Source organism: Phocaeicola salanitronis DSM 18170 (genome assembly GCF_000190575.1).
In the GTDB taxonomy this organism is placed as follows: domain Bacteria; phylum Bacteroidota; class Bacteroidia; order Bacteroidales; family Bacteroidaceae; genus Phocaeicola; species Phocaeicola salanitronis.
Genome location: NC_015164.1, coordinates 3,416,985 through 3,438,985, shown reverse-complemented (window position 1 = coordinate 3,438,985; position 22,001 = coordinate 3,416,985). Strand labels below are relative to the sequence as shown.

Annotated in this window: 18 protein-coding genes; 11 read left to right on the top strand and 7 right to left on the bottom strand. The window is 50.3% G+C overall.

Features of this window, described 5'->3' with window-relative positions; genetic code table 11:
* The first annotated feature begins 130 nt into the window (after window positions 1-130).
* Complete coding sequence (locus tag BACSA_RS14675; protein WP_013618816.1) at window positions 131-1,261, top strand: AMP-binding protein; 1,131 nt, start codon at window positions 131-133, stop codon at window positions 1,259-1,261.
* A gap of 12 nt (window positions 1,262-1,273) precedes the next feature.
* Here BACSA_RS14675 and BACSA_RS14670 read toward each other — a convergent pair whose 3' ends face one another.
* The gene (locus BACSA_RS14670) at window positions 1,274-1,576 is read right to left on the bottom strand and encodes a GNAT family N-acetyltransferase (RefSeq protein ID WP_013618815.1); all 303 of its coding nucleotides are present in this window, start codon (window positions 1,574-1,576) and stop codon (window positions 1,274-1,276) included.
* Window positions 1,577-1,897: 321 nt separating this feature from the next.
* Between BACSA_RS14670 and BACSA_RS14665 the strand changes: the two genes are divergently transcribed.
* From BACSA_RS14665 to BACSA_RS14645, 6 genes are all read left to right on the top strand, one after another.
* A complete protein-coding gene (locus BACSA_RS14665; protein WP_013618813.1) occupies window positions 1,898-2,821 on the top strand; it encodes a tetratricopeptide repeat protein in 924 nt (307 codons plus the stop codon).
* 24 nt (window positions 2,822-2,845) lie between these two features.
* Entirely contained in the window at window positions 2,846-3,016 is a 171-nt protein-coding gene (locus tag BACSA_RS19485; protein ID WP_158100085.1) for a hypothetical protein, read from the top strand.
* A gap of 558 nt (window positions 3,017-3,574) precedes the next feature.
* Entirely contained in the window at window positions 3,575-4,417 is an 843-nt protein-coding gene (locus tag BACSA_RS14660) for a prephenate dehydratase (protein ID WP_013618812.1), read from the top strand.
* Window positions 4,392-5,576: a pyridoxal phosphate-dependent aminotransferase gene (locus tag BACSA_RS14655; protein WP_013618811.1), complete on the top strand. Its 1,185-nt coding sequence runs from the start codon at window positions 4,392-4,394 to the stop codon at window positions 5,574-5,576. Before BACSA_RS14660 ends, BACSA_RS14655 begins: the two co-directional genes overlap by 26 nt.
* A 136-nt stretch (window positions 5,577-5,712) precedes the next feature.
* On the top strand, window positions 5,713-6,780 hold the full coding sequence (locus tag BACSA_RS14650) for a bifunctional 3-deoxy-7-phosphoheptulonate synthase/chorismate mutase type II (protein WP_013618810.1): 1,068 nt from the start codon (window positions 5,713-5,715) through the stop codon (window positions 6,778-6,780).
* 153 nt (window positions 6,781-6,933) lie between these two features.
* Window positions 6,934-7,707, top strand: coding sequence for a prephenate dehydrogenase (locus BACSA_RS14645; protein ID WP_013618809.1), 774 nt, complete (start codon window positions 6,934-6,936; stop codon window positions 7,705-7,707).
* A 76-nt stretch (window positions 7,708-7,783) separates the two neighbouring features.
* On the opposite strand, the gene BACSA_RS14640 is transcribed toward BACSA_RS14645, so the two are convergent.
* Both BACSA_RS14640 and BACSA_RS14635 read right to left on the bottom strand, forming a co-directional pair.
* Window positions 7,784-8,380, bottom strand: coding sequence for a porin family protein (locus BACSA_RS14640; RefSeq protein ID WP_013618808.1), 597 nt, complete (start codon window positions 8,378-8,380; stop codon window positions 7,784-7,786).
* A 360-nt stretch (window positions 8,381-8,740) separates the two neighbouring features.
* Window positions 8,741-10,243: a glycoside hydrolase family 10 protein gene (locus BACSA_RS14635; RefSeq protein ID WP_041584449.1), complete on the bottom strand. Its 1,503-nt coding sequence runs from the start codon at window positions 10,241-10,243 to the stop codon at window positions 8,741-8,743.
* A 141-nt stretch (window positions 10,244-10,384) separates the two neighbouring features.
* Between BACSA_RS14635 and BACSA_RS14630 the strand changes: the two genes are divergently transcribed.
* The 4 genes from BACSA_RS14630 to BACSA_RS14615 all read left to right on the top strand — a co-directional run bounded on the left by BACSA_RS14630 (window position 10,385) and on the right by BACSA_RS14615 (window position 17,397).
* A complete protein-coding gene (locus tag BACSA_RS14630; RefSeq protein ID WP_013618806.1) occupies window positions 10,385-10,852 on the top strand; it encodes a hypothetical protein in 468 nt (155 codons plus the stop codon).
* Window positions 10,853-10,987: 135 nt separating this feature from the next.
* Entirely contained in the window at window positions 10,988-13,771 is a 2,784-nt protein-coding gene (uvrA, locus tag BACSA_RS14625; RefSeq protein ID WP_013618805.1) for an excinuclease ABC subunit UvrA, read from the top strand.
* Window positions 13,772-13,872: 101 nt separating this feature from the next.
* Complete coding sequence (gene xyl3A / locus BACSA_RS14620) at window positions 13,873-16,467, top strand: xylan 1,4-beta-xylosidase (RefSeq protein WP_013618804.1); 2,595 nt, start codon at window positions 13,873-13,875, stop codon at window positions 16,465-16,467.
* Window positions 16,468-16,551: 84 nt separating this feature from the next.
* On the top strand, window positions 16,552-17,397 hold the full coding sequence (locus BACSA_RS14615) for a helix-turn-helix domain-containing protein (RefSeq protein ID WP_013618803.1): 846 nt from the start codon (window positions 16,552-16,554) through the stop codon (window positions 17,395-17,397).
* A 60-nt stretch (window positions 17,398-17,457) separates the two neighbouring features.
* Here the strand turns inward: BACSA_RS14615 and BACSA_RS14610 are convergent, their stop codons facing one another.
* The 4 genes from BACSA_RS14610 to leuD all read right to left on the bottom strand — a co-directional run bounded on the left by BACSA_RS14610 (window position 17,458) and on the right by leuD (window position 21,914).
* Window positions 17,458-18,279: a tetratricopeptide repeat protein gene (locus tag BACSA_RS14610; protein ID WP_041584447.1), complete on the bottom strand. Its 822-nt coding sequence runs from the start codon at window positions 18,277-18,279 to the stop codon at window positions 17,458-17,460.
* A gap of 133 nt (window positions 18,280-18,412) precedes the next feature.
* Complete coding sequence (gene leuB / locus BACSA_RS14605; RefSeq protein ID WP_013618801.1) at window positions 18,413-19,474, bottom strand: 3-isopropylmalate dehydrogenase; 1,062 nt, start codon at window positions 19,472-19,474, stop codon at window positions 18,413-18,415.
* An 83-nt stretch (window positions 19,475-19,557) separates the two neighbouring features.
* Entirely contained in the window at window positions 19,558-21,084 is a 1,527-nt protein-coding gene (locus tag BACSA_RS14600) for an alpha-isopropylmalate synthase regulatory domain-containing protein (RefSeq protein WP_013618800.1), read from the bottom strand.
* A gap of 233 nt (window positions 21,085-21,317) precedes the next feature.
* Entirely contained in the window at window positions 21,318-21,914 is a 597-nt protein-coding gene (gene leuD / locus BACSA_RS14595; protein WP_013618799.1) for a 3-isopropylmalate dehydratase small subunit, read from the bottom strand.
* Between the last annotated feature and the right edge of the window lie 87 nt (window positions 21,915-22,001).

Sequence of the window (22,001 nt, the reverse complement as noted above, 5' to 3'; positions counted from 1 at the left end):
GTGACGTATGTGACATACGTGATATAACTCTGTGAACTTTGCCTTCTCTATATTTATTTCTCCGTGTCTCTGTGCCTCTGTGTTCAATAGAAATTGTCACCAATTATTAACTGTTAATTATCAACCGAAAATGAACAACTTCACCACCCACATCCCCGACCAGACCCTTACGATTGACGGCAGGACGTATACTGCCCAAGACGCTTGTGCCCACGGTCAGAAGCCCAGCCGCCTGCAAGCCCTTTTCCGCGAACAGGCAGGCGCGGACAGCTTCCTGGCGGCACTGGCAGATTTCCTTGCCGAATGGTTCGACGCTTCAGATACGGTAACAGTACATACGTCCGGCTCTACCGGCACGCCGAAAGAACTCCGCGTAGAGAAACGGCGCATGATGAACAGCGCCATGCTGACGGTCTCTTTCCTCGGGCTGAAACAAGGCGACAACGCCCTGCTCTGCATGCCCCTGCAATACATCGCCGGCAAAATGGTGGTGGTGCGTGCCCTCACGGCAGGGTTGAACCTGATTTCCGTCACTCCCTGCGGCCATCCCCTGCAAAGCGTAAGCCAGCCCCTCGCCTTCGGCGCGCTGATACCCATGCAAGTCTACAATTCCCTGCAACATCCCGAAGAATGCGGACGGCTGAAAAACATCAGGCACCTGATTATCGGAGGAGGAGCCATCGATCCCGACATGGAAGCGGCACTGAAACGCTTTCCCAACGGCGTATGGAGCACGTACGGCATGACCGAGACCCTTTCGCACATCGCCCTCCGGAAACTGAACGGAGCGGACGCCTCGGAATGGTACACCCCTTTCAGCCAGGTATCCGTAAGCCGGTCGGACGAAGGAACCCTAATCATCGACGCTCCGCTGGTCTGCCCGCAACGGCTCATCACAAACGACATTGTAGAACTGAATGAGAGAGGACAATTCCGTATCCTCGGAAGAAAAGACAACACCATCAATACAGGAGGAATAAAAGTACAGATAGAGCAAGTGGAAAACGCCCTGAAGCCGCTGCTTCCCTTCCCCTTTGCCATTACTTCCGCCCCCGACGCCAAGTTCGGCGAGCGGATTGTGCTGCTTGTCCAGCACGCACCCTTCCTCAACGAACAAGAAAAACAGGAAATACATCGGGCATGCCAGCAACTCCCGGCTTATTGGCGCCCCAAGCAATGGATACCGGTGGCTGCTCTTCCGCTGACCGGAACCGGAAAGCCCGACAGGGCAGCAGCCAAGAGATTAGCCCGATGTACGTAAAATGACTGCATGCTACAAGGCACACGTTCCGCTTCCGCCATACTCGTCGCTGATTACGCCCTGATATTCGGGATGCCTCTGCAACCAACGCACGGCATACGAGCATGTAGCCATGGGCCTCAAGCCTCTGTGGCGGGCATAGTCGTATGCGGTTTTCACCAGCATCGAGGCTATTCCCCTCCCGCCAATCGCTTCCGGAACCAACGTGTGCCGGATGTCCAAATGCCCTTCTTTCAGATGATAAGACATGTCTGCCTTAAATCCGTCAACTTCTACCCAGAACTTTCTCTGCGCTTCATCATGATGTACTTCCATATCAACAAATCAATTAAAGGGTTAACGGTTGCAATATATAAAAAAATCCTGATATTTCCATTGTTTCCCCTCGCCCGTTAACCAATATTATTATAATCGGTTGCGATAAAAACCGAACGCAGAGACGCAAAGACGCAGAGTTTGTCACGCTTGTCACGCCGGATTTGTAATCCGGCGTAATAAAAGAATCGGATTTGTAATCCGAAACCGTTTGCTGATGACGCTGGATTACAAATCCAGCGTGACGGATATATTCCCATTTATATATCGAATTTTCGGATAAAAAGCTTATATTTGCAACCATCTAAAAACACGAACGACATGGGTTTATTATCAGCACTTTTCGGCGGGAAGAAGCCGGAAGACAACCAACAGGAGAAACAAGAACAGAAAAACTTCGAGATTCTGAAGTACGACGGCATACGCGCACGCAACATGAACCAGCTGGATTACGCCATCCGGTGTTTCGAGCAAGCCATCGCCCTACGGGAAGACCCCGAAACGCTGCATTACTTATCAGATGCCTACATCAAGACGCAGCGCCTGGACGAGGCGCGCATCATCTTGGACAAGCTGATTAAAGCGGATCCGGATGATGTGTCTGCCCTGATTACCCTGGCACATACCTGCTACATGCAAGAAGACTACGGCAACATGGACCTTGCCTGCCAGCAGGCAATCAGCCTTGACGAGAAAAACGCTTCTGCCCATTACCTCGCCGCAAAAGCCGCACAGGGAATGGGAAACGCCCTGCAAGCCATCGCCAGGGCAACCCAAGCCATCGCCCTTGACGAAAGCTTTGCAGCCGCTTACCGCTTCCGTGCCGAAACGCTTTGGGAGATGAAGCAAGCCAAAGAAGCGCTGGAAGACATCGGAAAAGTATTGTCAATCAACCCCGACGACGAGGATGCCCTCTTGCTGAAAGGAACGGTTCTCGCCGCACAGGGGCAAGCGGAAGAAGCCGGGCAATGCGCCGACAAGGTGCTGGAAGAGAATCCGTTCAACGAAAAGGCATACGTGCTGAAAGGCAGGCTGCTTGCCGGGAAAAAGGCTTTCGATGAAGCCATCGGGCTGTACACAGAAGCCCTGGAGCTGATGCCGGAGAACGCAGCCCTCTACCAAGAGCGCGGACGCGTCCGCTACCTGAACGAGGACAAGGAAGGGGCGATAGACGACATGACGAAAGCCCTCGAACTGAATCCCGATGCCGAAGTGGAAATCAACGGGAAGTTCGACAATTTTTAGAAGCTGTTTTGAATTTATCGTGCGATGATTTGGGATGAGTTTTTGAGGCATTTTCGCTTGTGTGATGAGGAAGATAGCGGGCTATCTGACGAAGAACAGGAGCGAAAAGGACCAAAAAATCGCCCAAAGCACACACGAAAACGAATACATCAAGCCAAGAAAAACTTTTTGGAGAAATTCAAAACAGCTTCTTAATGAGGGGGTAATAATCCATATTTCACCACAGAGGGCACAGAACTTTTTATAAAGAATGTCCTCTATGGTGAACTGTTGAATACACAATCTAATGTAACCTTGATGTTCTTAAACCTGTTATTGTGCTATCTTTTCTTTCACACCGTATTGCACGGCGGACAGATAGCCGTTACTTCAGAGCCCGACAAGGGCAGTACGTTTACACTGACTTTTCCCGTGTAAACCGTCCGTCCAAGCCTTGACGCATGCAACTGTTTCCCGTTGTTTTGGAAAACGCAAAAAATATTTTTAAGAAAAAAGTTCGCAAATCACTTGTTTTTTAAAGAAAAGTATTACATTTGCACCCGTAAAGCTAACAAACTAACAAAACAAACGTATGAAAACATTTGCTACATACTTCTTCTTTTTCTTTTATTACTTTTACTTTAGCAATGAAGTGAAGCGGGAGTTTGTATGTGTACATTAAAACGAGAAAACAAAAAATAACGAATGAATATACCGAAATCCCGCTTCTGCCAAGAAGACGGGATTTTTTAGTTTAAAAGCATCTGAAAAGACATGAAAAGAATAGCCATACAAGGAGTGCCCGGGTCGTATCACGACATCGCGGCGCACAAGTATTTCAAGGACGAGGAAATCGAACTGCTCTGTTGCGACACGTTCGAAAACGTATTCGAGTCGATGCGCAAAGACAGCAGCGTCATCGGTGTAGTTGCCATCGAAAACACCATTGCGGGCAGCCTGCTCCACAACTACGAACTGCTTCGCGACAGCGGCATGACCATCATCGGCGAACACAAGCTGCGCATCAGCCACAGCATCATGTGCCTGCCCGACGAGGACTGGAAAGACTTGACCGAAGTCAACTCGCATCCCGTGGCACTGGCGCAATGCCGCGACTTCCTGCAACACCATCCCGAACTGAAGGTGGTGGAAACCGAAGATACTGCCAAAAGCGCTCAGGATATCCACGAAAAGCAACTCAAGGGACATGCCGCCATCTGCTCGAAATACGCCGCAGGGCTGTACGGCATGAAAATCCTGCAGGAAGGCATCGAGACGAACAAGCACAACTTCACCCGCTTTCTGGTGGTGTGCGACCCTTGGCTTGCCGACGAGCTGAAAGACCGCTCGAAGGTGAACAAAGCCAACATCGTCTTCTCCCTCCCCCACAACGAAGGAAGCCTCTCGCAGGTATTGTCTATCTTTTCGTTCTACCACATCAACCTGACCAAGATACAGTCGCTGCCCATCATCGGACGCGAATGGGAATACATGTTCTACGTGGACGTGATGTTCAGCGATTACCTGAGATACAAACAATCCATTGATGCCGTAACCCCGCTTACCAAAGCACTTAAAATATTAGGAGAATATGCAGAAGGAGAATCAACCTTATAACATCCAGCCTGCCGACCGGCTGGCGAATGTAAGCGAATATTATTTCAGCCGCAAGCTGAAAGAAGTGGCACGCATGAATGCCGAAGGAAAAGACGTCATCAGCCTGGGCATCGGAAGCCCTGACATGCCGCCTTCGGAAGAAACCATCAACGTGTTGTGCGAGAACGCCAAGAAACCCGACGCGCACGGCTATCAGCCTACCGTGGGCATCCCTGAATTGCGCCGTGCCATGGCAGACTGGTACAAGCGCTGGTACGATGTAGACCTGAATCCGGATACCGAAATCCAGCCGCTTATCGGCTCGAAGGAAGGCATCCTGCACGTGACACTGGCTTTGGTGAATCCGGGCGACCAGGTATTGGTGCCCAATCCGGGTTATCCTACCTATACATCCCTGAACAAGATACTGGGAAGCGAAATCGTCAACTATACACTCAGAGAAGACAATCACTGGCAACCTGACTTCGACGAACTGGAACGGATGGACCTGAGCCGCGTGAAGATTATGTGGACCAATTATCCGAACATGCCCACCGGAGCCAATGCCACCTTGGAACTGTATCAAAAGCTGGTAGACTTCGCACGCCGGCACAACATCGTGATAGTAAACGACAACCCGTACAGCTTCATTCTGAACCGCAAGCCCATCAGCATCCTGAACATTGAAGGGGCGAAAGAGTGCTGCATCGAGTTCAACTCGATGAGCAAAAGCCACAACATGCCGGGCTGGCGTGTAGGTATGATTGCCACAAATGCCACATTCATCCAATGGATACTGAAGATAAAGAGCAACATCGACTCGGGCACGTTCCGCCCCTTGCAGCTTGCCGCAGCGCAAGCATACCGGAACAGCGCGGAATGGCACGAGGAAGCTAACTATAACGTATATAGTCGCCGCCGGAAGCTGGCAGAGGAAATCATGCACGCCTTAGGTTGCACGTTCGACCCCGAACAAGTAGGCATGTTCCTGTGGGGGAAAATCCCCGACACATATGCCGATGTGGAAGACCTGACCGAAAAGGTATTGCACGAAGCCCGTGTATTCATCACCCCCGGATTCATCTTCGGAAGCAACGGCAAGCGGTATATCCGCATCTCGCTCTGCGCCAAAGACGAGAAGCTGGCGGAAGCGCTCAAACGGATTCAAGCAATCATGTAATCAGATATGAAACGCAGATTAACGCAGATTTTCACAGATAATAATTTAAAGTTCTGCATTTTCTGTAACAATAAAAATCTGCAATAATCTGCGTTTTAGCAAACTTAAACTTACGAACTCAAAAAATTCAAAAGATATGGAACTCGAATTACAACCCATCGAACTGGAAGGCGTATCGAAAGAACGTCCCGTTGTCATTGCAGGCCCCTGCAGTGCAGAAACAGAAGAACAAGTGATGTCAACCGCAACCCAACTTGCCAACAAAGGAGTCAAAATCTTCCGTGCAGGCATCTGGAAACCACGCACCAAACCCGGAGGCTTCGAAGGAATCGGCGTGGAAGGGCTGGCTTGGCTGAAGAACGTGAAGAAGGAAACCGGCATGTATGTAGCTACCGAAGTGGCTACTGCCAAACACGTGTACGAATGCCTGAAAGCCGGCATCGATATCCTGTGGATTGGCGCACGCACCTCGGCAAACCCCTTTGCCGTACAAGAGATAGCCGACGCGCTGAAAGGCGTGGATATCCCGGTATTGGTAAAGAACCCTGTTAATCCTGACTTGGAATTATGGATTGGCGCACTGGAACGCATCAACGCCGCAGGGCTGAAACGTCTGGCAGCTATCCACCGCGGCTTTTCTTCGTACGACAAGAAAATCTACCGCAACTTGCCTCAATGGCATATCCCCATCGAATTGCGCCGCCGCATCCCGGCTCTGCCCATCCTGTGCGACCCGAGCCACATCGGAGGCAAACGTGAACTGATTGCCCCGCTCTGCCAGCAGGCCATGGACTTAGGTTTCGACGGGCTTATCATAGAATCACATTGCAATCCGGACAGTGCCTGGAGCGATGCCTCCCAACAAGTAACGCCCGATGTGCTGGATTACATCCTCAACCTGCTGGTCATCCGCAAGGAGCACCAGACCACCGAAAGCCTGCACGAATTGCGCCAGCAGATAGACGAGTGTGACAATACCCTGATGGAAATCCTCGCCAAGCGTATGCGTATCTGCCGCGAAATCGGTACGTTCAAGAAAGAACATAACATGACCGTGCTCCAAACCGGACGCTACAACGAAATACTCGACAAGCGCGGAGCGCAGGGAAGCCTCTGCGGCATGGATCCAGAATTCGTAAAGACCGTATTCGAAGCCATCCACGAAGAAAGTGTGCGCCAGCAATTAGAGATTATCAATAAATGATGTATTCAGGAGCTAAAGGAGTTAGAAGGAGTTAGAAGCCAATAGTGCTGCTATGATTTACGTAAGTAAAAGTATTGGCTTTTAACTCCTGTGAGCAAAGCGAAGCATAACTCCCCCTAACTTCTTCTAACTCCTAATTCCTAACTGAAAAAGATGAAAATATTGATATTGGGAGCCGGCAAAATGGGCTCCTTCTTTACCGATGTATTGAGCTTTGAGCACGAAGTGGCTGTATTCGAAACCGACCCGAAGCGGTTGCGCTTCATGTACAATTGCTACCGGTTTACGAAAGAAGAAGAAATCGAGGCTTTCCGTCCCGAACTGGTCATCAACGCCGTAACCGTAAAATACACCCTTCAAGCCTTCAACCAGGTGATGCCGTTCTTGCCCAAGGATTGCATCATCAGCGATATCGCTTCGGTCAAGACCGACCTGCAGGCGTTCTACGAGCAATGCGGATTCCGTTATGTATCTACCCACCCGATGTTCGGACCGACCTTTGCTAACTTAGACCAACTGAGTTCGGAGAACGCCATCATCATCAAGGAAGGCGACCATCTGGGCAAGATATTCTTTAAAGACCTGTATCAACGCCTGGGCTTGAACATCTTCGAATATACGTTCGAGGAGCACGACGAGACCATGGCATACTCGCTTTCCATCCCGTTTGTGTCTACTTTCGCCTTTGCGGCGGTGATGAAGCACCAGGATGCGCCGGGCACCACATTCAAACGCCACATGGCTATCGCCAAAGGCGTATTGAGCGAAGACGATTACCTGTTACAGGAAATCCTGTTCAACCCCCGCACCCCGGCACACGTGGAAGGCATCCGCACCGAACTGAACGAGCTGCTGGACATCATCAGCCAGAAAGATGCCGGGAGGATGCGTGCCTATCTGGAAAAGATTCGAGGACATATAAAGTAATGTGCTAATATAAGAATGTGCAAATGTGCCAATTCCGTATTAGCACATTTGCACATTAGATGTATGGGTATATGACTTAGAATCTATAACCTATACCAATTGTGAAAGTCATATTTTTCGGTTTGTCTCCATCATATTCGCTAGGAAAATCATACGGAGTAATGAAGCCATTCTGACCGGTAAAATTAACCAAATAGTGTTCACCTAATTCTACACCAACCCCCCATTGGATACCTAAATCAAAGCGTTTCCAATTTGAGCCTTCATCATCAAAAACCTTCCAATCATCATCGTCATCGTCTTTATATTTACCTCCCAATCCAATTGCCAAGTAAGGACCGGCATCAACTACAAATTTAATGTCATCTGTAATATTGAATTTATAAGCAGCCAGCAAAGGAATATCCAAATAAATAGGCCGTTGGGTAGCTTTCCAACCGCCTTCCTTTACTTTAAAACCCTTTGAAGCAAACATCAATCCCGACTGGAAAGACCAATTGTCAGTAAAGGCATAATCCATCCCTATTCCCAACTTAAAACCGGGCAAAGCCTTTGTTTCATCCAACTTCGTCATGTTACTGAAGTTCATACCAAACTGAACGTCCCAACGAGCTTGCGAATACCCTGCAAGAGCTATCAGCCCAAACAACATTGTCAATACTAACTTTTTCATAGTCTATGCATTTTAAAGTTACTGCCCATCCCTTTAAAGCACAATCTGATTTAGATTCACTTTTGTCGGGAATGAAGGGATAACTTTTTACTATGAAAAGCCATTCCCGACACATTCTGTTAACACAAAATTAAGAAAAATCCCTTGCATTTGCAAAATTCCTTCTAAGAAAAAGCGGCACAAAAGTCCATTTTGCTAACTATATAAGCGAAAAACACGACTATTCATCCACTTTTCACGACTATAATTTATTTTTACGCCGGATTTGCAATCCGAAAACATTTGCTGAGGATGCGGATTACAAACCCGGTGTGACAAGCAAAACACATTGGCACATTCACACATTGGCACATTGACGCATCACAGCTTCACCTTCTTCTTCACCGCCTTCGATTCGTTCTGCAAGCGGTCGAGGGCAGTCACTACATAGCGGTACTTTGTCTTCCCGTCCTCATACGGAAGCTTATAGAAGCAATCGCGCGTAATGGCTACGATGTGCGAAGGGTCTTTCAGGTTGACATCTTCCTTATTCCCGAAGCGGTACACCACGTATTGCACCGCCTCATCCATCACGTCTTTGGCTTTCGGAGCCGTCCAGAACAGGATGTATCCGTCTTCGGTCCATACCGGCTTCACCTTGCGCACCTTCTTCGGAGCCTTGTCGTCCATAAACGGATAACGGGGCTGGAGGGCAGGATACTTGTGATAAACCTTCTTCAGCATGTCGCAATAACTTCCCGGATTGTCCACCACCGCGGCGGCATACCACTGGCAACTTCCTCCGATGGCAGGAAGCGAGCGCTGCAACTGATATTTTGCCGGCATCTGATGCTGGGCAGGCTTCTTCGGATCAGCTTTCGAAACCGTACGCATTACGTCCTGACCGATATACAACGGACGTGCAGCCGAATGCTTCGCCCACCAGCGCACCAAGGTGTCATAGTCTGCCGCCGGATGCCCGATTTCCCAATATACCTGCGGGATGTTGTAATCCACCCAGCCGTTGTTCACCCACAACAGCACATCGGCATACAGGTCATCGTAGTTCTGAAGCCCGTTCGTATTGCTTCCGTTCGGGTCTGATTTCTTGTTGCGGTAGATACCGAAAGGTGACACGCCGAACTTCACCCACGGCTTGCACTGGCGCACCGTCTCGTGAATCTCCTTTATCAATACGTTCACATTATCGCGCCTCCAGTCCGCCTTGTTCGTAAAGCCCCTTCCGTATGCCGCAAAACTGACGTTATCCGGAAAGTCCATACCGTTCACCGGATAGGGATAGAAATAATCGTCCATGTGGATGGCATCGATGTCGTAGCGCGAGACAATGTCGCGCACAATGCGGCAAATGTACTTGCGCGACTCGGGCTGTCCGGGGTCGAAATACAACTGGCCGGCATAGCGCACGAAAAGGTTGGGATATTTATTATAGGGATGAAGCGGAGAAAGCGCCGTCGTGCCCTTGGTCTGCGCCCGATAAGGGTTAATCCACGCATGAAGCTCCATATTCCGCTTGTGGCATTCGTCTATCATAAATTGCAAAGGGTCCCACATCGGATTGGGCACCTGCCCTTGCACCCCTGTCAGAAATCGGCTCCAAGGCTCGTATGAAGATTTATACAGCGCGTCACACTCTGCCCGTACTTGAAAAATAATGGCATTGATACCCGCCTTTTCCAATTTATCTAATTGCTTGACAAGCATCGCCTGCATCTGCCGGGGAGGCATTCCCTGAAATTGTCCATTCACACACTGTATCCACGCTCCGCGGAACTCCCGCTTCGGATATACGGTTTGCGCCATCATAGCCTGCCATACGGACAAGCAAAGCAAGCAAGCCGTCAAAATCATCTTCGCTTTCATGATTCTTTTTTTGATTACGTACATTTTATAGTCGGGGGACAAAGATACACAATTTTATTTATTGCTATACAGAAAATAAACGCTATCTTTGCCTCATCCGGATTTCCGGACATATTGTGATAATGAAAACGCCGAAAGTATATGGAAACAAAAAAACGGATAGGCTGGAGCATACTTTGTGCATGCATGATTTTCTTATTATCGTCTTGCCGCATGGAAGAGGATGAAGTACAGTATAACTTTATCATACACAACGCAACCGAAACACCTATTACCATAGAACTTTCGTCATGGGGAGCTTATCATGTGTATATCGATGGCATGTACGACTCTCGCCATAAATTCAGCGAAAGCGAAACCATTTCCCCCAATAACAACATGCAGTTCAGCCAAATCGTGGGCGACAATCCGAATCCGCACGAAATCCCGTCTTCAGTCGTTCCGGCATGGAAATACATCACTGCAATGAAATGCGGAGGTGTTTCCATTCCTCGAAGCTTCTTTACCGACCGGGCAAATTGGGAAACTTCTGTAGCCTTTCAAATCAATGGCACGTTTTCGGAAATCGTTTTCGTGATAACTCCTGAATTGCTTGAAGAGTTCCAGTAAACGCACCGGATAAGACTAAGATCATCTTTCTACACCTCCATTATAACGGTAACTTTTCTGCAAAGATAACGTCTTACATTGTTTTTCCCAGTTATTTTCCCTACATTTGCCGGAAAAACCATTGAATGAAAACGCATGTCTGAAACCAACTATATATCCATAAAAGGCGCACGGGTGAACAACCTGAAGAACATCGACGTAAACATCCCGCGCAACAAGCTGGTGGTCATCACCGGATTGTCGGGCTCGGGCAAGTCGTCGCTGGCGTTCGATACCCTCTACGCCGAAGGGCAGCGGCGCTACGTGGAAAGCCTTTCCTCGTATGCCCGCCAGTTTCTGGGACGCATGAGCAAGCCCGAATGCGACTTTATCAAAGGCATCCCGCCCGCCATCGCCATCGAACAGAAAGTTGTGAGCCGCAACCCGCGCTCTACGGTGGGCACCTCGACCGAAATCTATGAATACCTGCGCCTGCTCTTTGCCCGCATAGGGAAGACCTATTCGCCCGTAAGCGGGCAACTGGTCAAGAAAGACAGCCCCGAAGACATCGTGGCATGCATGCTTTCGTATCCGAAGGGCACACGGTATACGGTGCTTACCCCCATCCTGCCCCGTGAAGGGCGCGACGTGGCCCAGCAAATCGAGACCGACATGAAAGAAGGCTTCACCCGGCTGGAAGTCAACGGGAAAATGGTGCGCATCGAAGAATACCAGTACAACCCGAAAGATACGGTCTACCTGCTCGTAGACCGCATGAGCGCGGACGACTCGAAAGACGCGGTAAGCCGCCTGACCGACTCGGCGGAGACCGCCATGTACGAGGGCGACGGAGCCTGCCTGCTCCGCTTCTACCAGCCCGACGGTTCGACCAGCCTCTACCGGTTCAGCACGAAGTTTGAGGCGGACGGCATCAAGTTCGAAGAGCCGAGCGACCAGATGTTCTCGTTCAACTCGCCCTTAGGGGCTTGTCCGAAGTGCGAAGGCTTCGGCAAGGTGATAGGCATCGACGAGCACCTGGTCATCCCCAACCGTGCGTTGAGCGTATACGACGGATCCGTGATGTGCTGGCGCGGGGAGAAAATGGGCGAATGGCTTCAAGCCTTCCTGCGCGAAGCTCCCGAACACGACTTCCCCATCTTTGCGCCTTACTACGAGCTGACCCAGGCGCAAAAGGATTACCTCTGGCACGGCCCGCGCGACAAGGTGTGCATCGACTCGTTCTTCAAGATGCTGGAAGAGAACCAGTACAAGATACAATACCGGGTGATGCTGGCACGCTACCGGGGGAAGACCACCTGCCCCGAATGCCACGGAAGCCGGCTGAAGAAAGAAGCCTTATATGTAAAGGTAGGGGGACGCACCATCGCCGAACTGGTAGACATGCCCATCAGCCGGCTCAAGGAGTTTTTCCGCACCCTGGAACTGAGCGGGCACGACATGCAAATCGCCGCCCGGCTTCTGAACGAAATAAACAGCCGCCTCGCCTTTCTGGAAGACGTGGGGCTGAGCTACCTGACGCTGAACCGCCTGAGCAATTCGCTATCGGGCGGAGAAAGCCAGCGCATCAACCTTGCCACCTCGCTGGGAAGCAGCCTGGTAGGCTCCTTATATATATTAGACGAGCCCAGCATCGGGCTGCATAGCCGCGACACCGACCGCCTCATCAAGGTATTGCGCCAGCTGCAACAATTGGGCAATACGGTGGTAGTGGTAGAGCACGACGAGGAAATCATCCGTGCCGCCGACTACATCATCGACATCGGTCCCAAAGCCGGAAGGCTGGGAGGCGAAATCGTGTACGAAGGCGACATGAAAGACCTGAAGCCGGGAAGCCCGAGCTACACCGTGAGATACCTGCTGGGCGAAGACACCATTCCCCTCCCCGCCTCGCACCGCTCGTGGAACAACTACATCGAAGTGAAAGGCGCACGCGAAAACAACCTGAAAGGCATCGACGTGCGTTTCCCGCTCAACGTGATGACGGTGGTGACCGGAGTGAGCGGTTCGGGGAAGAGCACCCTGGTGCGCGACATTTTCTATAAGGCACTGAAGCGGGAATACAGCGAAGCCAGCGAGCGTCCGGGCGAGTTTGTATCGCTGGAAGGCGACATCCGCATGGTGAAGGACATCGAGTTCGTAGACCAGAACCCGATAGGCAAGTCTTCGCGAAGCAACCCGGTGACCTACGTGAAAGCCTACGATGAAATCCGGAAGCTCTTCGCCGAACAGCCCCTTGCCAAACAAATGGGATATACGGCAGGCTATTTCTCGTTCAACACCGAAGGCGGACGATGCGAGGAATGCAAGGGCGAAGGAACGGTGACCGTAGAGATGCAATTCATGGCAGACCTGGTGCTGGAATGCGAGTCGTGCCACGGGAAACGCTTCAAGAGCGACACGCTGGAGGTGAAATACGAAGGAAAGAACATCTACGATGTACTGGAAATGACCGTAGACCAAGCCATCGAGTTCTTCACCGCGCACGGGCAAAAGAAAATCGTGAAGAAGCTCCAGCCCCTGCAGGAAGTAGGGCTGGGATACATCAAGCTGGGGCAATCGTCGTCCACCCTGTCGGGAGGCGAGAACCAGCGTGTGAAGCTGGCTTATTTCCTCAGCATCGAAAAGGTACAGCCCACCATCTTTGTCTTCGACGAACCCACCACAGGCTTGCACTTCCACGATATAAAGAAACTCTTGGAGGCCTTCGACGCCTTAATCGAGCGGGGGCATACCGTGGTGATTATCGAACACAACCTGGACGTCATCAAATGCGCCGACCATGTCATCGACTTAGGTCCGGAAGGAGGCGGGCAGGGAGGAAACCTCGTCGTATGCGGCACACCCGAAGAAGTGGCGCAATGCGCGGCTTCGTACACAGGGCAATACCTGAAGGAGAAACTATCAGCAATCGACAATTGATAATTAATAATTAACAATTAATAATTGACGAGCAAGAGCTAATTAGCACATTGTTCATTAGCACATTATTCATTAGCACATTAATTAATACCTGAAAAAGCATGAGAAACAAACTGAAGACATGGATGGGGACACTGGCTTTCATAGCCGTCCTGCCCGCAATGGGGCAACAGCTTCCGTATCAGAATCCGAAGCTGACACCCGAAGAACGTGCCAACGACCTCGTAGGCAGACTGACACTGGAAGAGAAAGCATCGTTAATGCAAAACACTTCCCCCGCCATTCCGCGTCTGGGCATCAAGGCATACGACTGGTGGAACGAAGCCTTGCACGGAGTAGGACGCGCAGGCATTGCCACGGTATTCCCGCAAACCATCGGCATGGCGGCATCGTTCGATGACGAGCTTCTTTACCAAGTGTTTACCGCCGTATCAGACGAAGCACGTGCCAAATATACCCAATTCCGCAAGGAAGGCGACCTGAAGCGTTACCAGGGGCTGACTTTTTGGACACCCAATGTCAATATCTTCCGCGACCCGCGTTGGGGACGCGGACAAGAGACTTACGGAGAAGACCCCTATCTGACTTCGCAAATGGGAATGGCAGTAGTAAGAGGCTTGCAGGGTCCCGAAGACGCTCCGTACGACAAGCTGCACGCCTGTGCCAAACACTTTGCCGTCCACTCCGGTCCGGAATGGAACCGGCATGAGTTCAATGCCGAAAACATCGCCCCGCGCGACCTGTGGGAGACCTATATGCCTGCCTTCAAAGACCTTGTGCAGAAAGCGCATGTCAAAGAAGTGATGTGCGCCTACAACCGGCTGGAGGGAGAACCTTGTTGCGGGAATAACCGCCTGCTGACCCATATCCTCCGCGACGAATGGGGATATCAGGGGATTGTAGTCTCCGATTGCGGAGCCATCAGCGATTTCTGGCGCAAAGGCGACCATGAAACCCATCCCGACAAGGCGCATGCCAGCGCCGGAGCCGTGCTGAGCGGAACCGACCTGGAATGCGGAAGCAACTATAAGTCGCTGCCCGAAGCCGTAAAAGCCGGACTGATTGCTGAAAGCCAACTGGATATTTCGGTAAAACGCCTCCTGAAAGCCCGCTTCGAGCTGGGAGAAATGGACAAAGATGTCTGCTGGGACACGATTCCCTACTCGGTGGTAGATTGTCAAGCACACAAGGACCTTGCCCTGCGGATGGCACGCGAAAGCATCGTGCTCTTACAGAACCGCAACAACATCTTGCCCCTGCGGAAAGACATGAAGATTGCCTTAGTAGGCCCGAACGCCAACGATTCCATCATGCATTGGGGAAATTACAACGGATTCCCTTCGCATACCGAGACCCTGTACGAAGCCCTGAAAAAACGCCTTCCCGCTTCCCAACTGATTTATGAATTCGGATGCGACCGCACCTCTCCGGTAGCCTTGGAAAGCGTGTTCGCACAATGCGCCATCGACGGGAAACCCGGCTTCAGGTCGACCTACTGGAACAACATCAAGCTGGAAGGCATACCCGCTACGGTCGTACAGACCTCCACTCCTTTCCACTTCACCACGTTAGGCGCAACCGTATTCGCTCCGGGAGTAAACATTTCCAACTTCTCCGCACGCTATGAGTCCGTGTTCACTCCCGAAAAGACCGAAGACATCAATTTCCAGTTCTCGGCACAAGGCATCATCCGCCTTTACATCAACGGAGAGGAAGTGGCATCGGGCAAATACGTGCAAAACCATGCCACCCTTTACACCCTGAAAGCCGAGAAAGGAAAGCAGTATGACGTGAAATTCGAATTCGTCTTCTATAGCAACGACCGTGCCGCCCAACTGGAATTTGACATGGGACGCGACATTCCGGTCAACCTGCAAGCAACGGCAGACAAAGTAAAAGATGCCGATGTCATCCTCTTTGCCGGAGGAATCTCGCCCACTCTGGAAGGCGAGGAAATGCCGGTAGACGCCGAGGGATTCCGCGGAGGAGACCGCACCAGCATCGAGCTTCCCGCTATCCAGCGCCAGCTGGTGGGCGAGCTGAAGAAGCTGGGCAAGCCCATTGTCTTCATCAACTATTCCGGTTCGGCAATGGGACTGGCTCCCGAAAGCGAAATCTGCGACGGCATGATTCAAGCGTGGTATCCGGGACAAGCCGGAGGAACAGCCATCGCCGATGTCCTGTTCGGGGACTATAACCCTGCCGGAAAGCTTCCGGTCACATTCTACCGCAACACGGAACAGCTTCCCGACTTCGAAGATTATGCAATGAAAGGACGCACCTACCGCTACATGACCGAAACGCCGCTCTTCCGCTTCGGACACGGACTGAGCTACACCACCTTCGACTACGGCAAAGCCCGGCTAAGCCAAAACACCTTCAGCAAGGGCGAAACCCTGACCCTCACCATTCCGGTAAGCAACACCGGAACCCGTGACGGAGAAGAAACGGTGCAAGTATACCTCAGGCGTCCGGGCGATGCCGATGCCCCTTCGCATACGCTCCGCGCATTCAAGCGGGTCTATGTACCCAAAGGAGGAACCAAAGAAATCAAGTTCACCCTGTCCGATGACAATTTCTTATGGTTTGACACTTCTACCAACAACATGAACCTGATTAGCGGCGAGTATGAATTGCTGTACGGAGGCACTTCCGACACCAACCAGCTCAAAAAAATCCGGCTCATGATTAATTAATAATTAACAGTTAACAATTAATAATTGATTATGCATTCCGCATTTCACCCGATTATTAATTGTTAACTGAAAAAACTTTGCTCCATGGAAGAAAACGAATTGCCTAAAATAGACTTACCCGAGGACTGGGTAATCGGGACCGACATAAACAAAGACCTGCTGGGGCTGTATACCCACTATCCGGTAAGGCTTAAATGCGAAATATTTGTATTGTGCCTCGAAGGCGAAGTGGAAGCCCTGGTCAACCTGAACGAGATGCACGTGCATCCCAACGAGGTAATCACCCTGATGCCGGGAAGCATCTTCCAGATAAACGAAATAAAAGGGGACCTGAGAATTTATTTTTTGGGATTCTCGTCAAAATTTATCGAGCGGGGAGGACAATCGCATTCCATGCTCGACGCCATCTTCCTGACATTAGGACGCCCCGCCATTCCCCTGAAACCCGAAGGAGCCGCCATGCTCGAACAATACCTGCAGATGCTGATTGCCATGTACGAACGTTTTACCGAAAAGATACGCCGCGAAATAGCCCCTAACCTCTATGCCGATATCCATACCGGCATATCCATCCTCTATAAAAGCCGACAATACGACAAGAACTCCCTTTCGAAAAGCGAACTCATCTGCCGCAGCTTCATGCAACAGGTCACGCAAAACTACAGCCAGACACGCAACGTAGGCTGGTATGCACAGAAACTCGGCATCACCCATGCACACCTGTGTGCCGTAGTAAAACAAACCACGGGAAAAACGTGTGTCGACATCATCGCTGCGATGGTGATTATGGACGCAAAATCGCAACTCAAATCCACGAACCTCACCATCCAAGCCATATCTGATTCGCTGAACTTCGCCAACATCTCTTTCTTCGGAAAATATTTCAAGCGTTATGTAGGCATGAGCCCGCTGGAGTACAGAAAGCTTTGATAAATGAAGAATTAAGAATGAAGAATCGGCTTCGCCCGCATGGAATTCTTCATTCTTCATTTATTTGACTTCCTTCAGCTTTTCTGCCAACTGAGGTGCCGGGATGCCCAGCTCGATAGCATGCTCGTATGCTTCCCGTGCCTGCCGTCTTTTCTTCTGCTGCACATAAATATCGCCCATCATCACGTAAACATCAGCGTCATCAGGTTCTAATGCAGAAGCAGCTTCGAGGTCGAGCAACGCCGCATCGGCGAAGCCCTGCTCCAGCTCGATATTGGCACGCATCTTCAAGAGCGAAGCGTCTTCAGGATATTCTGCCACAAGCTGGTTCAGACGGTCGCGCGCGGCGATGTATTTGCCTTCCTTCTGGTCGAGCATCACCAATCCGATGCGTGCCGGCTTGTTTTTCATGTCTTTCCCCAGCAAGACATTATAATCAATGCGTGCCTCCTTGTACTGGCGCCGCTGCATATAGATATAGGCGCGGAACAGGCGTGCTTCCTTCTCTTCGGGAATAAGGTCGATGACGTTACAATAATCAATGTATGCTTTTTCGAGCAAGCCTTTATCCAGATACAATGCCGCACGGTTCAGAAGGATAGCCGTAGCGTATGGCGTGATATTCAACGCCATGGTATAGGCTTCGATGGCTTCATCCGCCTTTCCCTGACGCTTCAAGACCGTGCCGAGATTGGAAAAAAGCAAGGCGTTGCGGGCATTCTTGGGGTCGAGCTTCAAGGCTTCGCGGAAAAGCTGTTCGGCACGCGCCAAACTGTCCTTCTGTGCACAAGCCATCGCTTCTTCCACCAGTTCGTTATAGTTTTGGGCATACAGTCCGAACGAGCACAGGCAGACACACGCTATGATAATCAGTCTTCGCATATTTAAGAAATTCTTTTGGGTAAAACGCAGATTAACGCAGATTTCCACGGATTCTTTTTACCATGCAAAGATAAAAATAGAAAAAATACAATCTGCGGAAATCTGCGTTAATCTGCGTTTCAATCCGATAACTTTACGCTTCTTTAATATAATTCACAATCCATGCGCCAACTTCTTTTGTACCATACTTGGCACCGCCTTCTGCCTGGATTTCGGGCGTACGCACGCAAGCATCCAGCGAAGCGTCTACGGCACGGCGTATCAGGGCACCCTCTTCCTTACAATCGAAGTATTCGAACAACATGGCTACGGAAAGGATTTGCGCCAACGGATTGGCTATGTTCAACCCCTTAGCCTGCGGCCACGAACCGTGGATGGGTTCGAACACCGGTGTGCTTTCGCCCGTAGAAGCCGAAGGAAGCAACCCCATCGAGCCGCTGATGCAAGAGCCTTCATCGGTCAGGATATCTCCGAACGTATTCTCGGTCACCATGACATCGAAGAACTTCGGTTCCTGAATCATGCGCATTGCCGCATTGTCGACATACATATAGTCGGTGGTTACTTCGGGGTATTGAGGAGCCATCTCCTGGGCTATCTGACGCCACAAGCGTGACGATGCAAGCACATTCGCCTTATCGACTACCGTCAGGTGCTTGCGGCGCTTCATGGCATACTCAAAACCGACCTTCAGGATACGTTCGATTTCGGGACGGGTATAATAATTGGTGTCATACGCCTTATCGTTGTCCTGGTATTTCTCGCCGAAATACATGCCTCCGGTCAGCTCGCGGATGCAAAGGAAATCGGCACCGTCCACCAGTTCGGCACGCAAGGGAGACTTGTGCAACAAACATTTGAAGGTCTGCACCGGACGGATATTGGCAAACAGTCCCAGCTTCTTGCGCATGGCAAGCAAGCCCTGCTCGGGACGTACCTTTGCCGTAGGGTCATTATCGAACTTGGGGTCTCCCACCGCCGAGAACAATACGGCATCGGCATCCTTGCATACCTGATAGGTTTCTTCCGGGAACGGGTCGCCCACCTTATCAATGGCATCTGCACCGCAGATAGCGTATTCGTAACTTACTTTATGTCCAAACTTCTCACAAACAGCCGTCATGACATCGACACCCTGAACAGAGATTTCAGGACCGATGCCGTCACCGGCTAATACTGCAATTTTAAATTCCATAGGTCTTTAAGTTTTTGAGTTTTTGAGTTCCTGAGTTTTTTGAGTTCTTAAATACGATTCTTAAAAACTCAAGAACTCAAAACTTATTCTTCAATTATATTCAACATTTTAATGGTCGCTTTGATTGCCGCTTCCGTCTGGTCGGCATCCAAACCGCGGGTACGGAACTCACGGTCCTCGTAATTCCACGTGATGACGGTCTGCACAAAGGCATCGGTACGTCCGCCGGGAGGAATGGTCACGGCATAATTGGTCAGCATCGGAAACTTGCGCTGCAACGTACCCTTATATATCTTGCGCAAGGCACGCACGAAAGCATCATACTGACCGTCGCCCGATGAACTTTCCTGATACACCTTGCCGTTGATTTCGATGCTGAGCGTAGCCATCGGCTTCAATCCTTGAGCAAGGGTGACGAAATAACTCAACAGTTTCACCTTGTTTTGCGCTCCGTCGTGTTTCAGCACATCACTGATGATATAGGGCAAATCTTCCTGTGTCACCAGTTCTTTCCGGTCGCCCAATTCGATGATACGTTCGGTCACCTTCCGCATCGAATCTTCGTCCAGTTCCAAGCCCAGGCTTTCCAGATTCTTGCGGATATTCGCCTTGCCCGAAGTCTTTCCCAAAGCATACTCACGTACCCTGCCGAAACGTTCGGGAAGCAAATCGTTGCAATACAGGTTATTCTTATTATCCCCGTCGGCATGCACGCCCGCTACCTGCGTGAAAACACTTTCGCCCACTATCGGCTTATTGGCAGGAATACTCATGCCCGAATACGACTCGACCACCCGACTCACATCGTTCAGACGGCTTTCATCGATATTGGTCACGGCATGGAAATGATCTTTCAAAATCGCCTGCACACTGGCAAGGGGAGCATTGCCCGCCCGTTCGCCCAAACCGTTGATGGTGGTATGAAGTCCTTTCACCCCACTCAGCACAGCCGCCAGCACGTTGCTCACGGCAAGGTCGTAATCGTTGTGCGCATGAAAATCGAAGTGCAAGTCGGGATAACGTTTCTTCATCTTCCGCATATACTCGATGACTTGCAACGGATTGAGGATTCCCAACGTATCGGGCAACATGAACCGACGGATACCACAATCCTTTAAGCCGTCGACCAGCCCAAAGACATAAGCAGGCGAATCTTTCATGCCGTTGCTCCAGTCCTCCAGGTACACATTGACATCCAAATCCCGCTCATGCGCATAGGATACCACCGCCCGTATGTCCTCGATATGCTCGTCAAGGGTCTTCTTCAGCTGGTAGGTGCAATGCTTCTCCGAGCCTTTCGTAAGTAAGTTAATGACCCTGCATCCAGCGTCGTGAATCCAGTCGACCGACACGTGACCGTCGACAAACCCCAACACTTCGACCCGCGGAAGCATGTTCCGCCGTGCTGCCCAGTCGCATATCATCCTTACCGCATTGAATTCCCCTTCAGACACCCGTGCCGAAGCGACTTCCACACGATCGACTTTCAAGTCCTCAAGCAGTAAGCGGGCAATCATTAATTTTTCATGGGGCACGAACGACACGCCATTGGTCTGCTCGCCATCGCGAAGCGTGGTGTCCATGATTTCTATTCTCGGATGATTTTCCATAAAACTTTTTTTACTCGCCACAGATTACACAGATTTAATCTTTTATAAATGTCCGCATTTAGCCGGCAAGGAGTTAAGAAGCCAATACTTCTGTGCTATTGGCATTTAACTCCTGCCGAAGGCATAACTCCCTTCTAACTCCTTTTATCTATGAGGATATTCATTAATCTTTAATCAAAAATTAATTATAAACAGAAAAAATCTGCGTAATCTGTGGTGAAAAATATAACGTGTTATCTGTGTTCTTCCTCGTAAGCCTCGATTTTATCCTTGTTTTCTACAAGGAAATCGATGTCGTCCAGCCCGTTCATCAGACAATGCTTCTTATAGGCATTGATTTCGAAGGTTTCCGACTTGCCTGTCGCCTTGTTGGTGATGGTCTGGGCAGGAAGGTTTACTTCTACTTCCGTCTTCGGGTCGGCAAAGATAGAGTCGAACAGTTCTTTCAGGAACCCTTCGCTTACCACCACCGGAAGCACGAAATTATTCAATTCGTTATTCTTGTGGATATCGGCAAAGAAACTGGATACTACTACACGGAAGCCGTAACCGGCAATCGCCCACGCCGCATGTTCGCGGCTGGAACCACTTCCGAAGTTCTTGCCTGCCACCAGGATTTGCCCGCCATATGTCGGATTGTTCAACACAAAGTCTTTGTTCAGCGAACCGTCCGGATTGTATCTCCAATCGCGGAACAGGTTATCACCAAAGAATTTTTCATCGCGTGTAGTGGCCTTCAGGAAACGTGCCGGTATAATCTGGTCGGTATCTACATTTTCGAGCGGTAAAGGCACACAAGTGCTGGTAATTATATCAAATTTCTGTTTCATGTGTTCTTAGTTATTTAGTTTTTGAGTTCTTAAGTTTTGAGTTTTTCAATAAATTATGGGAAACTTACAAACTCACGAACTTACAAA